Annotated in this window: 23 protein-coding genes and 6 pseudogenes; 10 read left to right on the top strand and 19 right to left on the bottom strand. The window is 68.4% G+C overall.

Annotated elements, in window-relative coordinates:
- Window positions 1-120: 120 nt before the first annotated feature.
- The gene (locus OG609_RS43800) at window positions 121-492 is read left to right on the top strand and encodes a hypothetical protein (RefSeq protein WP_327277821.1); all 372 of its coding nucleotides are present in this window, start codon (window positions 121-123) and stop codon (window positions 490-492) included.
- Window positions 493-684: 192 nt separating this feature from the next.
- Here the strand turns inward: OG609_RS43800 and OG609_RS43805 are convergent, their stop codons facing one another.
- From OG609_RS43805 to OG609_RS43855, 11 genes and pseudogenes are all read right to left on the bottom strand, one after another.
- Complete coding sequence (locus OG609_RS43805; RefSeq protein ID WP_327277822.1) at window positions 685-936, bottom strand: hypothetical protein; 252 nt, start codon at window positions 934-936, stop codon at window positions 685-687.
- 224 nt (window positions 937-1,160) lie between these two features.
- Window positions 1,161-1,580, bottom strand: a complete 420-nt coding sequence (locus OG609_RS43810; RefSeq protein WP_327277823.1) for an SRPBCC family protein — start codon at window positions 1,578-1,580, stop codon at window positions 1,161-1,163.
- A gap of 50 nt (window positions 1,581-1,630) precedes the next feature.
- Window positions 1,631-2,641, bottom strand: coding sequence for an aldo/keto reductase (locus OG609_RS43815; RefSeq protein ID WP_327277825.1), 1,011 nt, complete (start codon window positions 2,639-2,641; stop codon window positions 1,631-1,633).
- 653 nt (window positions 2,642-3,294) lie between these two features.
- On the bottom strand, window positions 3,295-4,068 hold the full coding sequence (locus OG609_RS43820; RefSeq protein ID WP_327277826.1) for an SDR family NAD(P)-dependent oxidoreductase: 774 nt from the start codon (window positions 4,066-4,068) through the stop codon (window positions 3,295-3,297).
- 295 nt (window positions 4,069-4,363) lie between these two features.
- Window positions 4,364-4,754 (bottom strand): annotated as a pseudogene (locus OG609_RS43825) (NAD(P)-binding domain-containing protein); the annotation flags it as partial.
- Between the two features lie 266 nt (window positions 4,755-5,020).
- Window positions 5,021-5,210, bottom strand: a pseudogene (locus OG609_RS43830) (MarR family transcriptional regulator); the annotation flags it as partial.
- A gap of 10 nt (window positions 5,211-5,220) precedes the next feature.
- Window positions 5,221-6,012, bottom strand: a complete 792-nt coding sequence (locus OG609_RS43835; protein WP_327277827.1) for an LLM class flavin-dependent oxidoreductase — start codon at window positions 6,010-6,012, stop codon at window positions 5,221-5,223.
- A 337-nt stretch (window positions 6,013-6,349) separates the two neighbouring features.
- Window positions 6,350-7,174 carry an aldo/keto reductase gene (locus OG609_RS43840; protein ID WP_327277828.1) on the bottom strand — a complete coding sequence of 275 codons (825 nt, stop codon included), beginning with the start codon at window positions 7,172-7,174 and terminating at the stop codon, window positions 6,350-6,352.
- Between the two features lie 14 nt (window positions 7,175-7,188).
- The gene (locus tag OG609_RS43845; protein WP_327277829.1) at window positions 7,189-7,536 is read right to left on the bottom strand and encodes a nuclear transport factor 2 family protein; all 348 of its coding nucleotides are present in this window, start codon (window positions 7,534-7,536) and stop codon (window positions 7,189-7,191) included.
- A pseudogene (locus OG609_RS43850) lies at window positions 7,533-7,957 on the bottom strand (GlcG/HbpS family heme-binding protein). Before OG609_RS43850 ends, OG609_RS43845 begins: the two are co-directional and overlap by 4 nt.
- A gap of 44 nt (window positions 7,958-8,001) precedes the next feature.
- Window positions 8,002-9,192: an MFS transporter gene (locus OG609_RS43855; RefSeq protein WP_327277830.1), complete on the bottom strand. Its 1,191-nt coding sequence runs from the start codon at window positions 9,190-9,192 to the stop codon at window positions 8,002-8,004.
- Between the two features lie 607 nt (window positions 9,193-9,799).
- On the opposite strand from OG609_RS43855, the gene OG609_RS43860 reads away from it, so the two are divergent.
- Window positions 9,800-10,285, top strand: coding sequence for a MarR family winged helix-turn-helix transcriptional regulator (locus tag OG609_RS43860; RefSeq protein ID WP_327277832.1), 486 nt, complete (start codon window positions 9,800-9,802; stop codon window positions 10,283-10,285).
- A 76-nt stretch (window positions 10,286-10,361) separates the two neighbouring features.
- Window positions 10,362-10,616: pseudogene (locus OG609_RS43865) on the top strand (SDR family NAD(P)-dependent oxidoreductase); the annotation flags it as partial.
- Between the two features lie 219 nt (window positions 10,617-10,835).
- Here the strand turns inward: OG609_RS43865 and OG609_RS43870 are convergent.
- Complete coding sequence (locus OG609_RS43870) at window positions 10,836-12,584, bottom strand: alpha-L-fucosidase (protein ID WP_327277833.1); 1,749 nt, start codon at window positions 12,582-12,584, stop codon at window positions 10,836-10,838.
- A gap of 365 nt (window positions 12,585-12,949) precedes the next feature.
- On the opposite strand from OG609_RS43870, the pseudogene OG609_RS46620 reads away from it, so the two are divergent.
- Window positions 12,950-13,030: pseudogene (locus OG609_RS46620) on the top strand (transposase); the annotation flags it as partial.
- Between the two features lie 14 nt (window positions 13,031-13,044).
- On the opposite strand, the pseudogene OG609_RS46625 reads toward OG609_RS46620, so the two are convergent.
- Window positions 13,045-13,467: pseudogene (locus OG609_RS46625) on the bottom strand (transposase); the annotation flags it as partial.
- Window positions 13,468-13,530: 63 nt separating this feature from the next.
- On the opposite strand from OG609_RS46625, the gene OG609_RS43880 reads away from it, so the two are divergent.
- Both OG609_RS43880 and OG609_RS43885 read left to right on the top strand, forming a co-directional pair.
- Window positions 13,531-14,238 carry a hypothetical protein gene (locus tag OG609_RS43880; protein ID WP_327277834.1) on the top strand — a complete coding sequence of 236 codons (708 nt, stop codon included), beginning with the start codon at window positions 13,531-13,533 and terminating at the stop codon, window positions 14,236-14,238.
- A gap of 181 nt (window positions 14,239-14,419) precedes the next feature.
- On the top strand, window positions 14,420-14,548 hold the full coding sequence (locus tag OG609_RS43885; RefSeq protein WP_327277835.1) for a hypothetical protein: 129 nt from the start codon (window positions 14,420-14,422) through the stop codon (window positions 14,546-14,548).
- Window positions 14,549-14,643: 95 nt separating this feature from the next.
- On the opposite strand, the gene OG609_RS43895 is transcribed toward OG609_RS43885, so the two are convergent.
- The gene (locus OG609_RS43895; RefSeq protein WP_327277836.1) at window positions 14,644-14,808 is read right to left on the bottom strand and encodes a DUF6207 family protein; all 165 of its coding nucleotides are present in this window, start codon (window positions 14,806-14,808) and stop codon (window positions 14,644-14,646) included.
- 620 nt (window positions 14,809-15,428) lie between these two features.
- On the opposite strand from OG609_RS43895, the gene OG609_RS43900 reads away from it, so the two are divergent.
- Complete coding sequence (locus tag OG609_RS43900) at window positions 15,429-15,854, top strand: replication-relaxation family protein (protein WP_327278391.1); 426 nt, start codon at window positions 15,429-15,431, stop codon at window positions 15,852-15,854.
- Here OG609_RS43900 and OG609_RS43905 read toward each other — a convergent pair.
- From OG609_RS43905 to OG609_RS43920, 4 genes are all read right to left on the bottom strand, one after another.
- Window positions 15,769-16,368 carry a transcriptional regulator gene (locus OG609_RS43905; protein ID WP_327277837.1) on the bottom strand — a complete coding sequence of 200 codons (600 nt, stop codon included), beginning with the start codon at window positions 16,366-16,368 and terminating at the stop codon, window positions 15,769-15,771. The genes OG609_RS43900 and OG609_RS43905 overlap by 86 nt on opposite strands.
- Complete coding sequence (locus tag OG609_RS43910; protein ID WP_327277838.1) at window positions 16,365-17,462, bottom strand: PEP/pyruvate-binding domain-containing protein; 1,098 nt, start codon at window positions 17,460-17,462, stop codon at window positions 16,365-16,367. The genes OG609_RS43905 and OG609_RS43910 overlap by 4 nt, the downstream gene beginning before the upstream one ends.
- The gene (locus OG609_RS43915; protein ID WP_327277839.1) at window positions 17,462-17,854 is read right to left on the bottom strand and encodes a hypothetical protein; all 393 of its coding nucleotides are present in this window, start codon (window positions 17,852-17,854) and stop codon (window positions 17,462-17,464) included. Before OG609_RS43915 ends, OG609_RS43910 begins: the two co-directional genes overlap by 1 nt.
- 615 nt (window positions 17,855-18,469) lie before the next feature.
- Window positions 18,470-19,846: an IS1380 family transposase gene (locus OG609_RS43920; RefSeq protein WP_327271204.1), complete on the bottom strand. Its 1,377-nt coding sequence runs from the start codon at window positions 19,844-19,846 to the stop codon at window positions 18,470-18,472.
- Between the two features lie 263 nt (window positions 19,847-20,109).
- On the opposite strand from OG609_RS43920, the gene OG609_RS43925 reads away from it, so the two are divergent.
- Entirely contained in the window at window positions 20,110-20,328 is a 219-nt protein-coding gene (locus OG609_RS43925; protein ID WP_327277840.1) for a hypothetical protein, read from the top strand.
- A 210-nt stretch (window positions 20,329-20,538) separates the two neighbouring features.
- Window positions 20,539-21,177, top strand: coding sequence for a hypothetical protein (locus OG609_RS43930; protein ID WP_327277841.1), 639 nt, complete (start codon window positions 20,539-20,541; stop codon window positions 21,175-21,177).
- A 209-nt stretch (window positions 21,178-21,386) separates the two neighbouring features.
- On the opposite strand, the gene OG609_RS43935 is transcribed toward OG609_RS43930, so the two are convergent.
- A complete protein-coding gene (locus tag OG609_RS43935; protein ID WP_385655497.1) occupies window positions 21,387-21,704 on the bottom strand; it encodes a transposase in 318 nt (105 codons plus the stop codon).
- Window positions 21,705-21,919: 215 nt separating this feature from the next.
- On the opposite strand from OG609_RS43935, the gene OG609_RS43940 reads away from it, so the two are divergent.
- Window positions 21,920-22,429, top strand: coding sequence for a DinB family protein (locus OG609_RS43940; protein WP_327277842.1), 510 nt, complete (start codon window positions 21,920-21,922; stop codon window positions 22,427-22,429).
- The last annotated feature ends 49 nt before the right edge of the window (window positions 22,430-22,478 follow it).

Genomic DNA, 22,478 nt, shown 5'->3' on the forward strand with positions numbered 1-22,478 from the left:
GATCATCGTGTCCGCCGCCCTGGGCCCTGACGCTATCGTTTTCTGCTGGCCACGGACTGAGCTGTTCGACCGAAGCGCTGGCGCGGCGACACCGAACTGCGGCAACTGGGGGGAATGGGCATGGGGGACAGAGGGATAGCGGAAGTGCGCCGGGAGCATGCGTGGGCCGAGCGGCTGACGGAAGGAGTGACCGTCGCCGTGGCGTTGGGCCTCTCGTTCTACCTGCTGGCCGGCCCGGCAGTGTTCTTCGGTACGACCGCCTGGCATCTGATCACCGACACCGGCACCACCGCGTTCAGCCGGTTCTTGGTGCCGGTGATCTTCCTCGCCCTCGTGGCGCTGCCGCTCGTCCTGGCCCGTGTGGTGTTCCGCTCGGGCCGGCGCAAGGGCAAGAGGCGACTGACGGCGGCGGTCCCGGCGGTGCTGGCGCTGCTCGGCGGGTCCGTCGTGCCCTTCGCAGCTCTGTGTCTCATCTTCGTGTACGCGGACTGACCTCCGGCTACGGCGGGTCCGTCCGACGTGTAAAAAAAGGGCGTGTTGACGCCAGAGAACGAAGCGCTCCACCTCGGTGAAGACAGCCGCCATGCTTTCGGAGAAGTGGTGCGAAGTACCTTGCTTCGCCCGTGACAACTACGGTGCCTCATTCATGAAAGATCGCAGGTCGGCGTAACTCGACGGTGGCAGCTACCGCGCCTCGGCACACCGCTCATCGGCCGCGACAAGAACCCGCTGTTCGACGCCGACCACGACGGTGTCCGCATCGCCGACGCGCTGCTGGGCAGCCCGCGCATCATCGCCGCCAACGCCGAACCCGGCGACGACACCGTGCGGTTCACCACCCTTCGGGCGGGCTCGGGCCACAAGTGTGCTCGCGTATGGCGCTGCCGTGCGCCCGTGCGCCCGTGCGCCCGTGCGCCCGTCGGTACGGGCGAGCACACGGCGCGAGCGAGGGTGCCTGGCGCTCGGCCTCCGAGGTCGGTCGATCGGGGTGGTGACCGCCTGGCGGTCCTCCGGCAGCGCAGCGATCCGCTCCGGCGCCACGTGCTGGACGTGCCGGCCGTCGCGGTGGGTGACTGTGCGACCCGGGCACACCGCAGCCCGGGTATGCGGGGTGCGTACCCGGGCTGCGCGGTGGGGCCTCGCGATGGATGGCCCCGGTGTCAGGCCGTGAGTGTGTTGTGGAGTGCGTCGAGGCCGTCGCGGTAGATGCCGGTGAAGAGGTCGACGACTTCGTCGTCGGTGGCGTTGTGGGGGTTGAAGCGGCCGGACCACTGGACCTCGGCGATGTCGTCGCGGCCGGGGACGGTGTGGACGCGGATGGTGGAGACGTAGCCGTTGACCGGGAACGGGGCCTGGAGGATGGCGTAGCTGTAGTGGCGCTCGGCCTCGTTGAAGTCCACGAGGCGCTCGATGATGACCTCGCCGTCCGGGTTGGTCAGCCGGCGGACGCGGCCGCCTTCGAGCGGGGTGCTCTCGGGGATGTAGGGGAGCCAGTCGGACAGGGCGTCGAAGCCGCCGATGAGGCTCCAGACCTTGTCGGGGGAGGCGGGCACTATGCGGCTGACGGAGGTGGAAGCCATGATCTTTCTCCTGGATCCTGGTGCTGTGGTGGGGGTTTCGGGGCGTGTGGTCAGGCGCCGTTGGGCAGCGGGGCGGCCGGGCTGACCAGGCCGGCGGTGCGCAGCTCGTGCCAGAACGCGGCCGGGACGGTCTCGTTCAGGGCGGCGATGTCCTCGGCGATGCGGCTGGGCCGGGTCGCGCCGGGAACGGCGGCGGCGGCAACCGGGTGGGCGAGGGAGAACTGGAGGGCGGCGGCTTTGATGGAGACGCCGTGCTTCTGGGCCAGGGCCTTCAGGCGGGAAACCTTCTCGACGATCTCCGGCGGGGCCTGCTGGTACTCGAAGTGGGTGCCGCCGGCGAGGACGCCGGAGCTGTAGGGGCCGCCGACGACCATGTCGACGTTCTGTTCCTGGGCCATGGGCAGCAGCCGCTGCAGGGCGTGCTCGTGGTCGAGGAGGGTGTAGCGTCCGGCGAGGAGGAATCCGTCCGGCTGCGGCTCGTCGAGGGCGAGGGTCAGCTCGATCGGCTCGGTGCGGTTGACGCCCAGGCCCCAGGCCTTGATGACGCCCTCGTCACGCAGCCGGGACAGCACCCGGAAGGCGCCGGTACGGGCCTCCTCGAACTTCTGCAGCCACAGGTCGCCGTGGAAGTCCTGGGCGATGTCGTGGACCCAGACGATGTCGAGCCGGTCGGTGCCTAGTCGCTTGAGGCTGTCCTCGATGGAACGCTCGGTGGCCTCGGCGGTCCATACGTGGAGCATCTTGTTGGGATTGCCGTGCTCGAACAGGCCGCCCTTCTCGCCGAGGTCGCGGGCACCCTCCTCCAGCTCGTCGAGGATGACCCGGCCGACCTTGGTCGACAGGACGTAGGCGTCGCGGGGCTTGGTGGACCGGACCTCGCCCAGGCGGGACTCCGAGAGGCCGGCGCCGTAGAACGGAGCGGTGTCGTAGTAGCGGATGCCCTGGTCCCAGGCGGCCTCGACGGTGGCGGCGGCCTCCTCGTCGGGGATCGCGCGGAACATGTTGCCGAGCGGGGCGGTGCCGAAGCCGAGCCGGCCGGGAAGGATTTCCTTGAGGGACATGACGGTGCCTTTTCGATCAGTGGAGCCGGGGTGCGACGGCGTCCCGGCGCGGGGATGAGGCATGAGTGAACGGATGCCTCTGCGGTTGGCGGCTCTGTCGGCGGAGCCGTGGCAGTGGATGCACGGTGGCGTCCTGCCGGAGCCAGGTGCGCGGCGCAGATAGATGCAGAAGCGCTTTACATGTAAGAACAATAATTGCAGACGCTAGGTAATGCAGTGGCTGCCACACCGGGGCCGGTCGATCCGGGCTCGGGCGCCAGGCCCATGAGGCACAGGCCTTCCCTGCCATCACCCTCACCCGACACGAGGGCTTGCAAGCCGAAGGCGTCCGCACGACGACCGCCCGCCCGCGCCGACGATGGCGCACCGCATCCCGGGGGGAACGCCGCGCGCGTCGCCGAGGCTCCCGGCCGGAGCGCATCCCGGAGAAGGAACCACACCGCCCCTCGCCCAGGTGGAAGGCGCCATGGCGGTCGAGCGCGTCGGCCTTGTCGTCCGCAACGGCCCTGCGCCGGGGCGCGCTGCCGATCGTGATGCCGGACGCGCCGAGGAGGGCGAACCGGGCGCAGCGGACCGGCACCGTGGATCACCCCGTGCACGCGTCGGGTGCGAGCCGTCCGGCACGGGTACCGGCACCATGCCGGATGCCCGTTTCAGGGGACGATCGTGGGGACGAGGCCGCCGTCGGCGCCGAGCGCCCTGCCCGTGGTCGCCGAGGCCTGTTCCGATGCCACGTACGTGATCATGCTGGCCACCTCGTGGGGGCGGATCAGGCGTTTGAGCAGGGACGCGGCCGCACGGTTCTCGGCCAGGTAGCGCCGCTCCTGCTCACCGGGGTCGAGGCCGGGGTAGAGCTCGTCGAACATGGCCAGCACGCCGTCGCTCATCGTCGGTCCGGGCAGCACGCAGTTCACCGTGACCCCGGTGCCGGCAACCTCTTGGGCCATGCCGCGGGACACGGCCAGCTGCGCCGTCTTGGTCATCCCGTAGTGGACCATGTCCGTCGGCGTCTGGACGCCGGCCTCGCTGCTGACGAAGATCACGCGGCCCCACCCGCGCCGGGCCATCCGTGGCGTGTAGTGGCGTGCCAGGCGCACGCCGGAGAGCACGTTGACCTCGTAGAGGCGAAGCCAGTCCGCATCGGGGATTTCGAACACGGGCCTGGTCTCGAAGACGCCGGTGTTGTTGACCAGGATGTCGGCCTCGGGCAGCTGCCGGATCAGGTCGGCCGTCCCTTCGGCCGTCCCGACGTCGGCTGTGACGCCGCGTCCGCCGATCCGCTCCGCCGTTTCGGCGACTCGGTCGGCGTTGCGGCCGTTGACCACGACGTCGGCCCCGGCGGAAGCGAGCGCCTGCGCGGCTGCTTCGCCGATTCCCGCCGTCGACCCGGTGACCAGGGCGATACGTCCGCTGAGATCGATCTGCATCGGGCGAGTACCTCTCCAGAAGTGGTGGCGGCCCGTCGGTGGCGGGCCGTGTCCGATTCGTGCCTGCGCCGCCCCGGCGTCCGCGCGGGCCTCTCGGGACGGCGGGCCTCCCGGGACGGCCGGGCTCGGCCCATCGCGTGTGGAAGCTGCCCGCACGTCGGTGCGGCGGTAGATGTGGGCGCCGAAGAAGTCGCGCAGCCCCTGGAGCGGGGCGGCGGGCAGGCGCTCGCTGCGCAGGGGAAGGAGCTGCCGGTGTCGGGGTCGGTGTGGGCGAGGAGCTCGGCGGTGATTCCGATGAGGTAGGAGCCGAGACGAAGGGGAGGCCACGCTCGCGCAGTGCCCGCTCGCGGCGGCGGGTGTCGGCGAAGTGCGCGTTGCCACCGTCGATGACCAGGTTGCCCGGCTCCAGCAGCGGGGGCGAACCCCTCGATGACCCCGTCGGTGGCCTCACCGGCCCTCACCATGATCAGCAGCCTGCGGGGGCGCTCCGGCGCCGTCACGAACTCCTGCGGCGACTCCGTCGGGACGAACGCGCCCTCGTGGCCGAACTCCTCGATCAGGGCCCCGGTCCGTCCCGGGGGATGGTTGTGCACCGTGACCGTGAAGCCGTCGCGGGCGAAGTTCCGCGTCAGGTTGCGGCCCATGACCGCCAGCCCCGTCACGCCGATCTGTGCGTATGCCTCCATGCCTGTGCTTCCTTCCTCGGGGTCCCGGGAAAGCTTGCGGGCATGAGCCACAGCTCGCCGGGCCGGGCAGTCCGGTTCACCGGCGCACTACACGCACGCGAATGAGCGCCTTGGACGGCCGGAACAAAGAATCCCCGCCGGAACACGGGGCCGCGCGGGGAACTAGCCTGTCCAGGTGCTCCCGAGACGGGGCGCCGGTCCGCTGCCTTCCCCGCTGGTCCGGCTGGGAAGGCAGCGGCCCGGCGCGACCGGCGTCGCGAGGTGTTCACGGCCTCGACCGCGGTGACCAGCGAGGCCGGCTCGGGATGGCGGGGTGGCTTCGGCGAGCGCCTCGCGCAGGGCGGCCTCACTGGTCGGGCGGGCCTTGGCCAGCAGCTTCAGGCCGTCCTCGCTCACGTTGGTGTAGATGCCGCGACGGTCGATGGGGCACAGGTAGCGGGAGAGCAGGCCGCGGTTCAAGGGGTTCTTACGCGAGGTCCTGGCGAGGGAAGTGCGGCAGGACGTCCTCGGCGAGTTCGTGCAGCACGTCGTCGACGGGCCGCTCGTTGGGCCGCAGGTTGAAGGAGACATGGGCGACGCCGAGATCGGCCATCTGCCCCAGGTGATCGATCAAGGCCTTGCTCCCGGTGCTGAGTCCCAGCCGGATGGGCTGCGGCGGGGCGTCGGGGTCCTCCCGCAGGCGCAGCACCATGGGCGTGAGGTACGGCTTGCCGCCGCCCGCGGTGAGCCGCTGCCACTCGCGCGTCTTCAGGCGCAGGGCGCCGAGGTTGCGCGGGTAGTTCAGGGAGGCGTCGGTGTGCTCGGCGATCCACTCGGGAGTCTGCTGCGCGCTGCCGGCGACGGCGATCGGAATGCCCGCCCTGTGGACGGGCTTGGGCAGGGCGTCGAGCTGCCAGTCGGCGCCGAGGCCGGCCCGGGGCAGTTCCAGCGGGCCGCCGTGCCAGGCGGCGCGCAGGGTCTCCACGCCTTCGCGGAACGCTCTGCCACGCTGCTGGAAGTCCCGTCCGAACAGCGGGTACTCCACGGGGCGGTCGCCGCTCGCGAGCCCGAGCAGCATGCGGCCGCCCGAGAGCACGTCCACGCTGGCGGCGGCCTTGGCGACCAGCAGGGGCTCGCGCAGGGGCAGCACGATCGCGCCGGTGGCGAGGACGACGTCGTCCGTGACGGCGGCCAGGTGGCCGAGGTGGTGAAGGTCTCGAAGACCGATCCGGCGTCGCCGAACTGCACGGGGTCGTAGAGCGGGACGTCGCGCAGCCACAGGGCGGCGAAACCGAGCCGGTCGGCGAGCCGGGCGAGCCGGGTGTGCCCGGTCAGGTCGGGGACGCCGAAGGGGCGGCCGGCCTCGCGCACGGCGTGCTGCCGTGCCGGGTCCCAGTCGTTGTCGAGGGGGAGTTCGAGTCCGAGGGTGAGCCGCCCGGGGGCGGGGGCCAGACGGGCGAGTGCGGGGTGCGGGGATGCCACGGTGGGTCCTTCCGGGGCGGGGGACGGCGCCCCGTTCCGGGCGGTCTGCCCGGAACGAAGCGGAGGGGTGTACGGGCCGAGCCGTACAGCTCGGGAGCCGTATCGGTGACGGTGTACCGGCTCGGACGTGCGGCTCAGTTGAACTGGTCCGGGTGGGGGCCGGTGCGCAGGTTGCGGTCGGTGGCGGCGATCGCGGCCATGTCCTCGTCGGTGAGCTGGAAGTCGAACACGTCGAGGTTCTGGCGGATGCGGGACGGGGTGACCGACTTGGGGATGACGATGTTGCCGAGCTGAAGGTGCCAGCGAAGGACCACCTGGGCGGGGGACTTGCCGGTGCGCTCGGCGATCGTGGTGATCGCCGGATCGCTCAGGACGGCGCCCTGGGCGAGCGGGCTCCACGCCTCGGTGGCGATGCCGTGCTCAGCATGGAAGGCGCGCAGCTCGGTCTGCTGCAGGCCGGGGTGCAGTTCGACCTGATTGACCGCCGGGACGAGCTCGCTGTTGTCCAGCAGCCGCTGGAGGTGGGCGGGCTGGAAGTTGGAGACGCCCGCCGCCCCGATGCGGCCGTCGGCGGCCAGGCGCTCGATGGCCCGCCAGGAGTCCAGGTAGAGGTCGCGGGCCGGGGTGGGCCAGTGGATCAGGTAGAGGTCGATCCGGTCCAGGCCCAGCTTGGCGAGGCTGGCGTCGAAGGCACGCAGGGTGGAGTCGTAGCCCTGATCGGCGTTCCACAGCTTGGTGGTGACGAACAGGTCCTCGCGCGGCAGTCCGGAGGCGGTGAGGGCCCGGCCGACGCCGGTCTCGTTGCCGTAGATCGCCGCGGTGTCGATGCTGCGGTAGCCAGCCTCCAGGGCGGCGGAGACGGCGGCGGTGGTCTGGTCGTCGGGGACCTGGAAGACGCCGAAGCCGAGCTGGGGGATCACGACACCGTTGTTCAGCTTCACGGTGGGGATGGTGGTCATGGTGTCTGGCTCTTTCAGTCGGTGCGGTCGGTGAGGGTGTAGTGGACGGTCTGGGTGCTGATGAGGCCGTCGCGGAAGACGAAGGTGTCGATGCCGTCGGTGACCTGGTGGGCGGGGGTGGACGCGCTCCACCGGAGGAACAGCACCTCGCCGGCGAACTGCGGGGTGAGCTGCCAGTCGGCGTCCGGAAGATCGGCTAGCAAGCGGCCGATGACCTGCCTGACCCCGTGCCACCCGTGGGACACCCCTGCGGGGGTGATCAGGACGGCGTCCTCGGTGTAGTTCGCGGCGATCAGGTCGAGGTCCTCGGTGCCGAGCCGCTTCCCGTGGTCGGCGAAGACCTCCTGCGGGGTGCGGGTCATCGGGCGAGTTCCTTCAGAGCGGCGGTGGCGAAGGAGTGGTCCTGCTCGGGCGCGCCGCCGCCCACACCCACCGCGCCGATCAGACGGCCGTCGCGGTGGACGGGGACGCCACCGGCGATGAACAGCAGCGGCCGGTCGAGCGCGGTCGGCAGGGAGTGGAACAGCCCGTCGGGTTTCACGAGGTCGACCAGGTCGGCCGTCGGCGCGTCGAGCTGCAGGGCGGTGTAGGCCTTGCGGGTGCTGGTCTCGCCGGAGATCAGGACGGCGCGGTCGTCGCGGCGGAAGGCGAGCAGGTGCCCGCCCGCGTCCAGGACGGTGACGCTGACCGGGACCCCGGCCTCCTCAGCGGCGGCCCGGGCGGCCGCGATCAGAGTCTCGGCGGCGGCGCGGTGGTCAGCGGGGTGACGGCGGTGGTGCTCATGAGGGTGGTTCTCCTGGGGCAAGGGGATGTGGAGGGAGGGGAGGTCAGTGGTGGACGGGGGCGGGGACGGCGGCCGCGGCCCCAGGCGCGGGGGTGCGGCGCTCCAGGGCGGCGGACCAGAAGGCGAGGACCAGCGCGGCGGCGGCGAGGACAGCGCCGACCCAGTTCGGGGCGGTGTAGCCGAGGCCGGCGGCGATGACGAGACCGCCCAGCCAGGCGGCGAGCGCGTTGCCGAGGTTGAAGGCACCGATGTTGACCGCCGAGGCCAGCGTCGGCGCACCGTGGGCCTGGTCGAGGACGCGCTTCTGGAGCGGCGGGACGGTGGCGAAGCCGAGCGCCCCGACGAGCAGGATGGCGATCGCGGCGAGGATCTTGTTGTGCGCGAACACGGTGAACAGTGCGAGCACCACGGCGAGTCCGCCGAGGGTGGTGTACAGCATCGGCATCAGCTTGCGGTCGGCGTAGCGGCCGCCGAGCAGGTTGCCGAGGAACATGCCGACGCCGAACAGCACCAGCAGCCAGGTGACCGCACCGTCCGAGTAGCCCGCCACACGGGTCATCATCGGGGCGATGTACGTGATCGCGGCGAAGACACCGCCGAAGCCGAGCACCGTCATCGCCATCGCGAGCAGCACCTGCGGGTTACGGAACGCAGTCAGCTCCCCGCGCAGGCGCGCGCCCTCGGGCCGGGGCATGGCGGGCACGAGCCTGACGATGCCGAGCAGGCCGACCACGCCGAGCGCGGCGACGACGGCGAACGTGGTGCGCCAGCCCACTGCCTGCCCGATGAACGTGCCCAGCGGCACGCCGACAATGTTCGCAATGGTCAGCCCGGTGAACATGGTGGCGATGGCACCGGCCTTCTTGTCGGGGGCGACCAGGTCGGCGGCGACCACCGAGCCGATCCCGAAGAAGGCGCCGTGGGCCAGCGAGGTCACGATCCGGCCGGCGAGCATCAGCGGGAAGCTCGGTGCGAGCGCGGAGAGCAGGTTGCCGACCACGAACAAGCCCATGAGCAGGATCAGCATCGTCTTGCGGCTGATCCTGTTGCCGAGCACGGTCATCAGCGGGGCGCCGATGACCACGCCGAGCGCGTAGCCGGTGACCAGCAGGCCGGCGGTGGGGATGGACACGCCGTAGTCTCCGGCGATCTCGGGCAGCAGGCCCATGATCACGAACTCGGTGGTCCCGATCCCGAAGGCTCCGATGGCCAGAGCGAGAAGTGCGAGAGGCATGGCGCTACCCTCCGTGCGATTGCTTGTGCGTCTTACGAGCCTCAACAATAATTGCATACGCGTTATAAGTGCAAGGGCGGGTATTCCTCCTGGGTCTTGGATTCCAGTGGCGCTCGGGGCCCGGTGGCGCGCCGGTGTCGCCCGTTGCTCTGTCCGGGCGAGAAGCGGTCCGGGTCGCGTCCTCGCCTAAAGCCGCATCGGCGGGACGGCGTGTGGATGCGGTCCGCGCCGCGGCGGCCGCCCGCTCTTCGCCGACACCGGGCACCCCATAGCCGCCCTGCGGCGGGTGCCGAACGTCCTGCGGGGTACCGCCTTGAAGTGGTGCTCCGCCGTCGACGCTGCCGCTATGAGCATCCGGTCACCCCTGGCAGCCCATGGGCGTGCGCGGCGCCGGGGTTCCCGAACAACGGTGCTCGGCCAGCCGGACCGAAGAACCGGAACGCCGGGAGCGTGCCCGCCCGCGCGAAAGGCGGGGCCGGAACGCGATCGACTCGCCCCGGTCCGACCCCCAAAGAGATGCTTGCAAAAGCCTTATGCAGGCTCTGGCTGATATTTTCAGGAAGGGCTTATCCTGGACTCCAGTCGCATCCAGAAGGAGACCCGGACCATGACCGCCACGGATCCCGCGCTGACCGCCCTTGCCAACGGATGGGCAGCCCTCTCCCTCCTGTACAGCAGGATCGAGGCGCACATCGAGCGCGCCCTGCAGTCCGAGCACGGCCTGAGCGTGCGGGAGTACTCGCTGCTCGACGTGCTCAGCCGCCAGCACGACGGCGAGGGCGGGCACCTGCAGATGAAGCAGGTAGCCGACGCGGTGGTGCTCAGCCAGAGCGCCACCACTCGCCTGGTCTCCCGCCTGGAGGACCGTGGCCTACTCTCCCGCTACCTGTGCCCGACCGACCGCCGCGGCATCTACACCGACGTCAGTGACGCGGGCCTGAAGCTCCTGCAAGAGGCCCGGCCGACCAACGACACCGCCCTCGGAAAGGCGCTTGACGAAGCCGCCAAGAACCCCGAGCTGGCTCCCCTGGTCACGGCAGTCGAGGCGATGAACCCGACGCGTCAGCACCCCGATCCCCTTCCGGCACAGTGAGAGGAAGCGATTACCCTGCCCTTCGCGGGAGGAGGGAGAGATGCGGGCCGTTGATCCGGTGACGCGGACCCTCGACGACATCGACTTCACCGGTGTCTTCATTGGCATGCGCAGCGTGATCCCGCTCATGAAGGGGCGAGGGGGTGGCTCGATCGTCAACATCTCCTCGTCGGCGGGCCTGATGGGCCTGGCGATGACCGCTGGTTACGGAGCCGCCAAGTGGGGAGTGCGCGGGCTGACCAACGTCGGCGCGGTGGAGCTGGGCACGGCGAGGATTCGCGTCAATTCGATGCATCCGGGCATGACGTACACCCCCATGACCGCGCATGTAGTGACCTCCGCCTGCAGCGGCCCGTGCACCTCGGGTGCAACGAGAAGACGGGTCAGCTCGTCGACGTTGTCGCCGAGGCCGTCCGCGAGACGTCGTCGGGGCCGTAAGAACGCCGCGGGTGGTGAGGGCGCTGTGCACCCCACCGCCCGCGGCGCTCATGAGCCGGAGAGAGGACCCCGGTGCCGGCTCGGGAGGGAAGTCGGCACCGGGATCGGACGCTCAGGAGTTCCCGCGGTAGCCGTCGACGGTGATGTTCGTGACGGTCGCCCCCAACGGATCAGCGAAGTAGTCGGGGTCGGCCAGCGCGATCGTGATCGGCGTGATCCGTTGCGATCGGTACCGAAGGCCGTCCACCGCTCCGGAAGCCAACTGCGCTCCAGTGGCCACCACGGACGTCTCGCCGAGGGTGATCCGGTACTTCGTGTCCGCCTTGAACGTGCCGGACACGGTGACCCTGGCCGCGTTCCAACCGCTGTTGCCATCCTGGCCGGCCAGCCACCCGGTCACGGAGGACGCATTGCGGCCGCCGTTGATGGGTGAGAGCCGACTGGTCAGAGAACCGGCGGCGATCGAGAAGTGCCGGTCCGCGCTGACGGCGGTGCCGGCCGGCCGCACGAGCGGCGCACCGTCCGTGTGCACCTTGATGACCGGCAGGTCGGCATCGGTCGGCTGAGCCGGCAGGGTGATCACCAGATCGTTGCCGTCCATCCGGTACGGCAGTTGGTCAGCCGTGCCGTCCACTGTGACGTCGAGGATCGTGCTGGCCATACCGGGCAGCCTGATGTCGCCACCGCCGTTCGGCCAGCTGCTCACGCCGAGGTAGACCGCGTTGCCCTTGATCGTGCTGTCGCCCCAGGACATCCGGCCGTAGAGCGTAGGCCGGGCACCCTCGACGGCGTTGGGGTGGCGTGCATTCCAGGCGCCGATTCCGGCCATCACACCGGCCTGGAAGTCGTCGATGGCGCCGTTGCCCTGCGGTCCGACGTTCAACAGGTAGTTGCCGCCGCCCGATGTCACGGTGAACAGGGACCTGACCTGCTGGGTGGTCTTGGACGTCTTGGAGGCGTCGGAGCGATCGGCGTTCGGCCAGGTGCAGTAACCCCAGCACATCGGAAAGATCGAGTAGGCAGACTGCCACGGTGCCTGCAGCTGCCTGGTCGGCACCGAGTTGTCGCCGCCGACCTCGAAGTCGCCCTTGTTGTTCCAGACCCGGGAGTTGACCATGGTCTGCGGCTGCAGCTGGTGCACCGTCGCCGCCATCTCCGCGCTCTGTGCGGCGGTCGGCTTGCCCATGTCGAACCACAGCTCGTCGAGCTGCCCGTACTTAGTCAGCAACTCGGTCAGCTGCGACTTGATGTACGGCATCATCGAGTCGGGAATCGGGTTCAGGTTCTGATACGGCTCGGGGGTCTGCAACGTCCAGTCGATGATGGAGAAGTACAGACCGAAGCCCATGCCCTGAGCGCGGCAGGCGGTGCTCAGCTCCTTGATGGGATCACGGCCGAACGGTGTCTGAGCGACGACGTTGTAGTCGGTGGTCGCGGTGTCCCACATGGCGAAGCCGTCGTGGTGCTTCGACGTGAGCACCAAGTACTTGGCACCCGCCGCCTTGGCGGTGGCGCACCACTGGGCAGCGTCGAACTTGTCGGCGGTGAACTGGTGCGCGCCGGCCAGGTAGTCGGAGGTCGGGATGTTCATCCACGCCTTGATCTGCTCCGGGTAGCCGATGGTCTGCTGCACCCCGTTGTAGTAGCCACCGTAGGAGGAGAACATGCCCCAGTGCACGAACATGCCGAACTGGAGCTTCTCCCAGTTCGCGATGTTCGTGTCGGTGCTCAGCGGGATCGCTGCGGGGTAGGCATCGATGGGCTTGGGGGCTGGATTGGCCTGGGCCGGGCCGCCGGCGGCCAGAGCACAACCGGCCACGAGGGCGGCTGTCGCGAACGCCGCCTTCAAACTTCTGGTCAAACTGGTGACTTGGGGGTGCATCGTCACTGTCCTCCCGCTGCTTCTGCAGCCGTGTGTGAGTGGGATCTCCTGGCATCCGACTGAAGACTCAAACATCGGTTCTATTGATCTTGAGGCTGCCTAATAAAGCCTGTCAAGGGAGCTTGCAGCGAGAAAGGGCTGAAATCATCGGAGGTATGCCGTCGACGGGTCGCATTGGACGGGGCGAGCCCCAGTGTCCGGGGTCCGAGTAGGAACGAACCAGGAAGCCGGCGTTGCTGTCGGAGGGCGGTTCGTAAGACTTTGAGTGGTTCTGTCGTCGCCTGATGGTGTGGGTGCGGGCGCAATCTGCCGGTCCGCAGCCGGTGCTCTGTTGGGGTGGCGGGGTGAGTGAACGCACGCCGTACCCAAGCGACTTATCGGACGAGCAGTGGGCTCTGATCGAGCCGGTGATCACGGCGTGGAAGGAACGGCACCGCTCGGCGATCAAGGATCGTATGAGGGGCCGGCCGGTCTTGTGGTTGTGCCAGATCGCGGCGGCCATCGCGAGGATGCGTTGGGCGACGCGGACGGCGACACCTTCGAAGGTCCGGCCACCGTGCTGTTCCAGGTCGAGCTGGCCTTTGAGGGTGTCGTTGACCGACTCGATCAGCTGCCGCACCGACTTCAGAAGGCTCTGGCCCCTGCGCTTCTTCTCGCGCTTGAAGGAAGGACGCAGCAACTCCGCGCCCCGGAAGGCCAGATCGGCCTCGAACTCCTTGGAGGCAAAGCCCTTGTCCGCGATCACCAGCAGGCTCGGCCGGTCCGTGGCCGGGTGCGGTTCGCGGTCCAGCATCGCCGACAGCACTTCCCGCTCGTCCAGCTTCGGGTTCGCCAGTGCCCACAGGATGGGCATCTCGGTCGGGCAGCGGCTTCTCCGCTGACCAATCACGTTGACCAGCTCGGGCGAGACAGAGATCGTAAGCGCATGACGGACAGCACGTGGCTCAACCGCCGCAGTCACCAGCTCATTCCCGGCAAGGAGGTGTTTCGGAGCGAGCGCAGGTTCCACCTCTTGGCCTACTCGAATAGCCACGGCCGTCTCCTGATGCGGAGCATCGGCCAGCCCGACACTCCTGGCGAACCCGAGACAACGATTGACCTGCTGTTCAAGCCCGCCATCGTAGTGAAGATCCGTGATGACTATCGCGGCTTGGCGATCAGGTGCGCGACCGCGGCCGAGAGTGCGCAGGTCAAAGCCGACTACACCAGCGTTTCCTCTGGCGAGGATCACGTCTTCGTTCTGGAGAGCCAGGGCGAGTCCGACTACGTGGTCGCCATGGCCGTCGGCTGGACGGAGGGGATACTCGATCTAACGCGCCAAAGCTTCTTCGACGATTTCCACCCCGCCTCGGCGATCTGGCCCTACCAACCTCTCGGCGGGCCCGACGCCGGCCTCAACATTGCCTCGGCTCAGGAACTCATCGACGCACTGTTGGCTGAAGAGAACGCCACGATACGTCGGGAGCGTCACCGCTACGTCTACGTTGTCATGATGCGGGTCATCCGCTCCGACGGGCCCGACGTCAAGGGAGCGGGCGTCTTCCTGACCAGAGCCGAAGCGGAAGAGGCCCAAGCCGTGATCACTGCGAAGTCAGTCGAATGCTGGATTGCGGAGCTCCCGATCGCAGTCTGATCAGGAACCACTCAGCGTACAACCGCGCCACAGGGCCTCCTGCTCGCTCTGGCTTCAACAACCGTGAGCTACCAGGAGGTCCCTCTCCATGCGCGTATGGCCGCCAACTCACCCGATCCAGGACCCTGTTCGATCAAGAGCGACCGCCTGATCGGAAGGACAACGGCTTCTCACCGACCGTGTGGCAACTGACGCTGCGTTCAGCGTCGACACCGTGGACGGGCCGCAGTGGGACACCGTCGCCCAGGCGCTCGGGATCAGCGAACAGGCCGCCCGCTCCCGCCTGACCCACTACGCCCTCCGCCGCTGACCCTGGGGATCGAGCCGTCCCGATCTCCAGCACGCGGCCGCTGATTCATGCGGAGGTGGCGGGGCTGCGGCGTGTGTCCGCGTACACACGGGCCTTCACACCCTGCGCTCCGGGTTCGCGTCGTACGGGTGTGATACCGGAGGTGCCCACCCCTGCTCCAGAGGAACCATCACTGCTTGGGCGGTTGCTTCATCGGGGGCGGTGATGTCCAGGACCACCAGGCCGGGCTCTCTGACGTGCTGCGCGTTGATCCGTTCCATGCCTCATCCTGACGCGGTCGTCTTCTCATCGGTTCGCCAGCGCCGCGCATCCCACCCGTACGAGTACCGGATTCGATCCCGACGTCGGCTGAACCACGGGCCGTGTACAGGCCGCGTGTGTAGTCCGCCCGGGGCCCAGATCGTGGCGCGCCCACGTTCCCCCTTGGCCAGCCTCGTTGCCGGTCACCGTTAGACCGCGGCCAAGGGGTGCTCTTGCACGCTGCTCCTTCGGATCAACGCCCCGGGCTGGGGCAGCGAAGGAGACGAGATGATGACGACCACCCACTCAAGGGCGGGGCAGCGCTCGGGCCGATCGAGCCGGAAGAAGGCCGGCCCGTGGCGGGCAAGCCGAAGTGGTCTCCTGCGGGCCCCACTTCGGAGGGCACTTGGGAACCCCCTTTGGTGCTCCGTACCCGGGGTCGGGGAAAAGCCCCTGGTCAGGCCGGGATTCGGCGCGAATTCGGCACCGTCACAACCCTCTTTTCTCCTACTGATGTCCGTATTGGAGGAGAGCATCGGGTTCTGGGGCCCGGACGCCCTCCCAGGCCGCCGTCGACGCGCCGGACGGGATCGGCACCATCGCCTCGTACTGGACCGAGGTCCCGCTGCCCGCCACCGGCATCTGGAACGGGCCCGACAAGGGCGGCGCCCAGGCCGACATCGTCCTCACCGCCCCGCAGGACGACGTGCCCCTACTGTTCATCGAGGTCGACAACTGCCATGAGACTGCGAAGGAGATCGCCGACAAGCTGGAGAAGTACGCCAGGTTCTTTCGGCGGAAGATGCAGGACACCGACGGCAAGGAACGGCCGATGTGGCGCACCCGCTGGACGTTTCCCGCGGGCCGGCCGCCTGACCCGCGCGGGGCCAGCCTTCTGACCAGCTACGTTGCCTGCCACTCAAACTTCGGTGACACGAACTCGCGGTGGCCCCGGTCTCCCCCTGCTTGTTCGGGCGGGATCAGCGCGTCACGCCGAGGGTGGCGATCAGGTCTTCGTGCAGCTCGAACCAGACCCGGTGGCAGGAGTCACGGTCGGTGCCGGTGATCCAGGCAGGTTCCGCATGTGCCTTGGTCAGGGCTTCGGTGAAACGCTGCTGGTAGCCGGAGAACCGGTCGAGATGGGCCGTCAGGCGGCCCTCGAGCCCGGCCAGCGCAGCGGCGGGGCCTTCGAGCGTCGTAATCGTCTGGGCGAGGGTCACGGTCTGATCGTCGATGCCCATCTCGGCCAGCTGCCAGGCGGTGCAGGCGGCGGCCATGAGGTCGTTGAGCGGCAGGAAGTCCCGGTGGACCTTCTCGACAGCTGCACGGACGCCGGCTTCGTCGAGCTCAGCCGCCAGCAGCCGCTCCCCATGTGCTTTGCCGGACTCGGTCAGCGACCAGCCCCCGTCACCGGCGAAGGAAGAGAAGGTGATCCAGCCCTGGGCCTGGGGGTCCAGCAGGTACTCACGCGCCTCGTCCTCAGTCATGCTCAGGCGAGCGGCTACCCGTGCGGTGTCGGCGTAGCCCATGGTCCGAACGGCGTGCAGCACCAGGAGGTCGATCGGGGAAGTCTGGCTCATCTGCGCTCCGTGGTGTGATCTCGTTGCCGGGCCTGTCCAGCGAGGGCGACGTTGCCGCGGCTGCCGTCCACGACGACGCAAAGTCTGTCGGCCAGCACAGTCGTCGCGTCGTTGGCGGCCGTGACTGCCGGAATCCGGAACTCGCGGGCCACGATCGCAGCGTGGCTGAGAACCCCGCCGACCTCGGTGACGACCGCGGCGGCGCGGGCCAGCAGCGGGGTCCAGGCCGGTGAGGTCGTGCGACATACCAGCACGTCACCGGACCTGAAGCGGGTGAAGTCGTCCAGTCCGCCGATCATCCGTACCAGCCCGGTTGCGGTGCCGGGGCTGGCTGGCGTGCCTGTGACAAGCGCCTTGCCGGCATTGCGGGCTGCATGTCCGTCCGGCACGGCAACCGTGGTGATGGGGCGAGCTTGCAGCACCCATACCGTGCCGTCGGCGATGGCCCACTCGACGTCTTGTGGGCATCCGAACGAGGCCTCGATCCGGCGGCCGGTCTCGCCCAGCGCGCGCACCTGCGCCGCGGTCAGGACCGTTTTTACGATGGTGTCCGGGGTGGTGAGCACGTCGCCGTCGATGGTCCACCTCTGCGGGGTGAGGCTCCCGTTGACGAGCTTGTCGCCAAGTCCGCGAGCCGCCTCGATCACCACCTGGTCGGCGCCGGTGACCGGTTGGCGAGTGAACAACACCCCGGCCACTTCGGCGCGGACCAGCCTCTGCACGATGACCGACACCGCGGGTCCGGGTAACCGACTTGTCCGGGCGGTGTACGCGGCGGCCTGCGGGCTGGTTCCGGACATGGCGGTGCGCCGCACCGCCACGGCCACCTGCGCCGTAGTGGTCGCGCCGAGAGTGGTGTGCAGTTGGCCGGCGAATGACGCCTGGACGGCGTCCTCGCCCACGGCGGAGGAGCGCACCGCGAACGGCCCGGAACCCAGACCCCGCAGCGCGGACTCGAGCTCGTGGACCCAACTGTCGTCGCTCACGTCCTCGATCACGAACCCAGCCGGCACGGCAAAGCCCTCGCGCAGCAGCCGGGCGAGGTTGGCGGCCTTGGCCCCGCACCGTTCATCGGCGTGACTCAGCGGGATCATCACGGCTGAGCACGAGTCTCGGGATCGCTGGTCCGGGTGAGCACTCGATTCAGGCGCTGTTGAGCGGCCTGAGCCGAGGCCAGGCCGAGAGCGCCGGCGATCTGCGGCCACGTCATCCCCACCCCGCGTGCGGCGAACAACAAGGCGGACTCGGCCTGGTCGAGCTCTGCCCGAGCGGAGGCCAACAGTCGCAGCCCCGCGTTCATGACCGTGGGATCAGCCGTCTTCGCATCACGCGCGGTCCAAGTGGTGAACCGCACCAAGTCGGCGTCCGAGGCGGGCTGTCCGGATTGCTGCCATGGTCGTCGTTCGAGACCGGCGGCGCCGGCGTCGTTGACCACAGCGCGGGCACGGTCGAGGTCGGCAGCACGGTCCTGATCACTGAGGGGCACCACACCACCTCAGTGCATCAACACTCTGTTGTCAACATGATGTTGATTCCGAAGGGGCGGAGTACCCGAGCCCGACAATGGGGGAATCGGGCACTCCGGAAGTTTTCGATCTCGGCCCCTGGCTTCGTTCATGTCTTGCGACAGCGTTTGTTGAAGAGTTCTGACGCCGTCGTCCGGCCAAGGACTCCGCGGATCTTCATGAGTTTTGGGTTCTGGCGCAGATCTTGGTTGCGTCGTGAGGCGCTGTTTGGTTCGAGTGGAGGTGGAAGACTTGCACCAACCTTCTGTCGCAGCAGGTGGGTTGAAGCTGAGGGCAGCCTGATCCGGGTGATGCCGGGGAGGGCGAGAGCGGCCCTGACAAAGCCGGGACGTGTCCAGTACTGCCAGATGGGGCGGGTCCGGCAAGCGTGATGGAGAAGAGTACGCGAGGAACCGGCGTTTTACGTCCCTTAGCCTCGATCTTTCGTGATTGGTCGTCAGCTTCGGCTGGCGGCCAATGCGTCGTTGTGGAGCGTGTGCGGGCATACGGGTGGCCCGATCGTCGCATCGGGTGGGCGCCGGATTCCACGGTTCCGGTCGGTGGCTCTTCTGCTCGTCGGGACGGGTTGTTGCTGGTCAGCGTGGGTTCGGGAGGGTGTCGAGCCGTCTGATCGCGTCTGTGATCACGTCGGTCCATGGCCAGTGGTGGGCGAATCGCAGGTGCCGTTGGCGGGCGGTGGTGATGAGTTGGGCAGCGGCGGAGAACAGCCGCAACCGCAGGCGGCGGGGCTCCCAGAGGCGGGGTTTGCCGGTCAGAGCGAGCATCGGCATCCAGGCGAGCAGGTCGAGGGCGAGCTGGACGATCTCCAGCCAGATCCGGTTCTGTGCGGTCTCGTGCAGGGGCAGGTTCCGCAGGCCGGTGGCCCGTGCGTTCCGAATGCGGTCCTCTGCCCTCGCCCGTCGGCGGTGCCTCAGTTCCAGGTCCGTGATCTTCCCGCCCGTCGTGTTGGTGGCGAAGCAGGTGAGCCGCAGGCCGTCGGCGTCGGTGAAGCGCAACTGGGCGCCGGGGTGGGGCCGTTCCTTGCGGACGATCAGCCGCATTCCCTTCGGCCAGCCCTTGAGTGTGTCGCCGTCGAGTTCGGCGGTCCAGGCGCCGTCGCGGATCTCGCCGCCCGGCTCGACCGCTGGGGTCCAGGCGGAGGCCGGGACCTTCAACACGGCCTGATGAATCTGCTCAGTGATGGTCATCCCGACCGAGTACGACAGCCACCGGCCCCGTTTCGTGAGCCAGGCGAGGAACTCATGGGTGCCGCCCGCGGAGTCGGTACGGATCAGTGTGGACCGGCCGCGCCGGTGACGCTTGGGGAGCTGGGCCAAAGCGAGTTGAGTGGCGGTGATGTGGTCGGCGGCGGTGTTGGATCCCGCGTTCCCCGGCCGCAACAGTGCTGCCACCGGCTCCCCGGTGCCACCGCTTCCGTGGTCGACGAAGCCCATCAGGGGGTGATGTCCAAACGACTTCTTCCAGGTCGCGGCCGCGTCCTGCTTGTCGGAGTGGGCCAGGACCAGCACTCCGTCCAGGTCCACAATCACCTGGCCGCCCCTATCCGGCGCCGCATCTTTGGCCAACGTCCAGACGTACTCGCGCACTTCGGCGCGCGCCGAGCGGATCGCGGTCAGGGCCTTGTCCCCGGCCGCGGCGAGGGTGTCGATCAGCCGGGAGACCGTTGGGTCGGAGGCCACCGGCCCGAACACGGCCGGCTCGGCCCGCAGCAGTCCCGCATCGGCCAGGCAGTCCCCGCCCAGCGCGACCGCGAGAGCCACATCCAGCAGGATCTTGCCCGGATCGTGCACCGCCCGAGGCCGCCGCCACGGCGTCAGCGCCGCCGATATCTCGGTATCCAGGCCGGTCTTACGGGCAGTCTCGACCAGCAGTACTCCGCCAGCCTGCGAGACCACCCCGCTCCCGCCGCCCTCGATGCGGACACGCGGATAGGACCCGATACGCTTCTTCACCTGAGGAGTGCTTCTTTCATGCGCCGACCTGGACCCTAGACAAGTCCCATCGTTGCAGGTCAGGAGCACTCTTCGCGTTTCCGATCACGCATCGGACACCCAGCCACGTGAAAGCCCGAGGTTAGGACAACCCGAGGGCACGGCGCTCTGCAGCCCACGGAGCCCGGCGTCAGCAGGTTTTCACCGCCCGCCCCGCGATGCCGTTCGAGTCGCCAGCAAGTTTGTAATAGTGCTTCTGGAGTTCGATTAGCCGTGACTGGCCGGTGGCTCACGCGGCTGCGATCGCCTGGCACGCGGTGAAGGCGGGGGAGCCGCTCACGGTCCTGTCGCTGGAACCCGAGCCGTACGCGGGTATCGGCATTACTCTGCTGAACTCGCTGTTCGAGTACGGTCATGACCGCGTGGACGGTCGCTTCGTCAACCGCGGTGATGTCGAGAACGACAAGACACCCATCCCGGCAGCGTCGTCTGTCACCCGATAGGGGTGGCTCCCAATCTCGTTGCCGATCACGGACCTGTGTCGCGGTCCCACTCCGCCACGAACAGAGCAAGGTGGCTCCCATTCCCGTTACCCAAGTGGCTCCCGTTCACCCTGCCGAAAACAGCGGGCGATCCCGCCATCGTGGCGACTGGCTGACGTCCGCTCAATTTTGGGTGGCGGGCGCCTGTCCTGGATCACGAAGATGGTCTGCATGGGATGTGACATACACGGCTTCATCGAATGCCGCCGCAGCTATCGCGACTACGAGAACGACTCGTACTGGCACGCCGCCATCAACCTGGATCACCTGAACGATGTGCGGGACTACGACGCCTTCGGATGCCTCTTCGGGGTCCGCAACGATTTCGGGATTCTCAACGATGAAGCCTTCGAACCGCTCGCCGCCGGCCGCGGCCTTCCACACGATGTGTCGAAACGCGTCCGTGACCTGTACGAGGACCACGAGGGGCACAGCGCAACCTCGATCAGCTGGGCAGAAGTCGAGAAGGTCGACTGGGATGAGCTGTCCTTGCAGCCGGACCCCTACGTACACGAGTACCGTCGTAACGCCGACGGCGACTGGCAGTTTCACGAACGGCACTTTGGGGCCCCGCAAGCATTCCTCGACCTCTGCGGTTGCCCCGAGGACGTCGCCTACAGGGCCGGCCTCCACTTCCCCGAAGGCACCCAATGGCCCGACGGCGACCGGCTGTTTCGCATAGGCCGCCTCAGGCGCAAAGACGTCGTCCGTCCGGACGGGCAGTGGAAGCCGGTCTGGACGGTCATGCGCACTCTCGCGGGTCTGCACGGGAACGAGGCGGTCAGACTTGTCGTCTGGTTCGACAGCTGAGCAGGGCGATGAGCCACTGCGCGATGCCCCGCGGCCGCCACCCGGGTACTGGAGCGGGGCGGCTGGCGTGTCCCCGGTCCCCTGGGCGGGGACACCACCGTCGCCGGACGGCCCTGTACACCGCGACTGTCGAGAAGGCTGGCGAGCAGCCGTCGGAGGGTTGGAGCCTGTCCGGGCGATCATGGGCGCCTGCCGCACAGCCGCCGGGCTTACCTCTGTGGGTCGGCCCGGTCTGACGACTCAGCTGTGACAGAGTAGTCCGAGGACGACGGCCTCGGCGTCGAGGCCGTCGAGATAGTGGTTGGCTTGTTCCCAGTGACCGTCTGTGTCCGCGTCCAGTGAGCGCCGGACCGGCGTCCGTCAGCGGCCCGGATCCAGTTCCGCAGCGTCTCGGTGTTCACTCCGAGGTCGGTGGCGACCGACTTGATCGTCGCTCCTGGACGGGACCGGTACAACGCGACCGCGTCCGCCTTGAACTCGGCGGGGTAGTGCTTCATCCCCACAGGGACTCCGTTCTTCTGGACCATCAAGATCCAAGTCTCTCCAGTGTTCAAAATCCGGGGTCAGGGCCCGATTGATCCCAAGGGGCATCTATGGTTGCGGGTGACGGACAAGCCTCGCTGATCTCTGCAAAGGTCGGCTCCTGTGGTGGCAGTCGGGTCCGGCGGACGGCCCTCATCCTGGGACGCCGACGAGAGTAGATACTTGCCCTGAATACAGGCACAGATGAGGAGCACGGCCAATGACCAGCGACAATCGCATAGGACCGCCCAGCTTTGGCAGCGAACGCGATACGTTGCGGGCCTTCCTCGACTACCAGCGTGTGACCCTCGCCATGAAGTGTGAAGGGCTTACCGACGAGGAGTTGCGGCAGCAGTCCATGCCCCCGTCGACGCTGTCGCTGCTCGGCCTGGTGCGGCACATGGCAGAGGTGGAGCGCGCGTGGTTCCGTCGGGTGTTCGAGGACAACGACGCGCCCATGGTCTGGTCCGACAAAATCGACTTCCAGGCGGCGTACGACGCGAGCGCGTCGACCAGGGCCGAGGCGTTCGCAGCCTGGGAGACCGAGGTGGAGAACTCGCGCCGCATCGAGCGGGAGGCTGAATCCCTGGACCTGGCCGGGCATCAGCCAAGATGGGGCGAGGAGGTATCGCTGCGAATGGTGATGGTGCATGTGCTTTTGGAGTACGGCCGCCACAACGGGCACGCGGACTTCCTGCGTGAGGGTGTCGACGGGACCGTGGGCGCCTGAGTCCGCTGGAGGCAAAATGCTGATCGCTTCCAGAGAATTGCCTGCGTGT

It is taken from the genome of Streptomyces sp. NBC_01224 (assembly GCF_036002945.1).
In the GTDB taxonomy this organism is placed as follows: Bacteria; Actinomycetota; Actinomycetes; order Streptomycetales; family Streptomycetaceae; genus Streptomyces.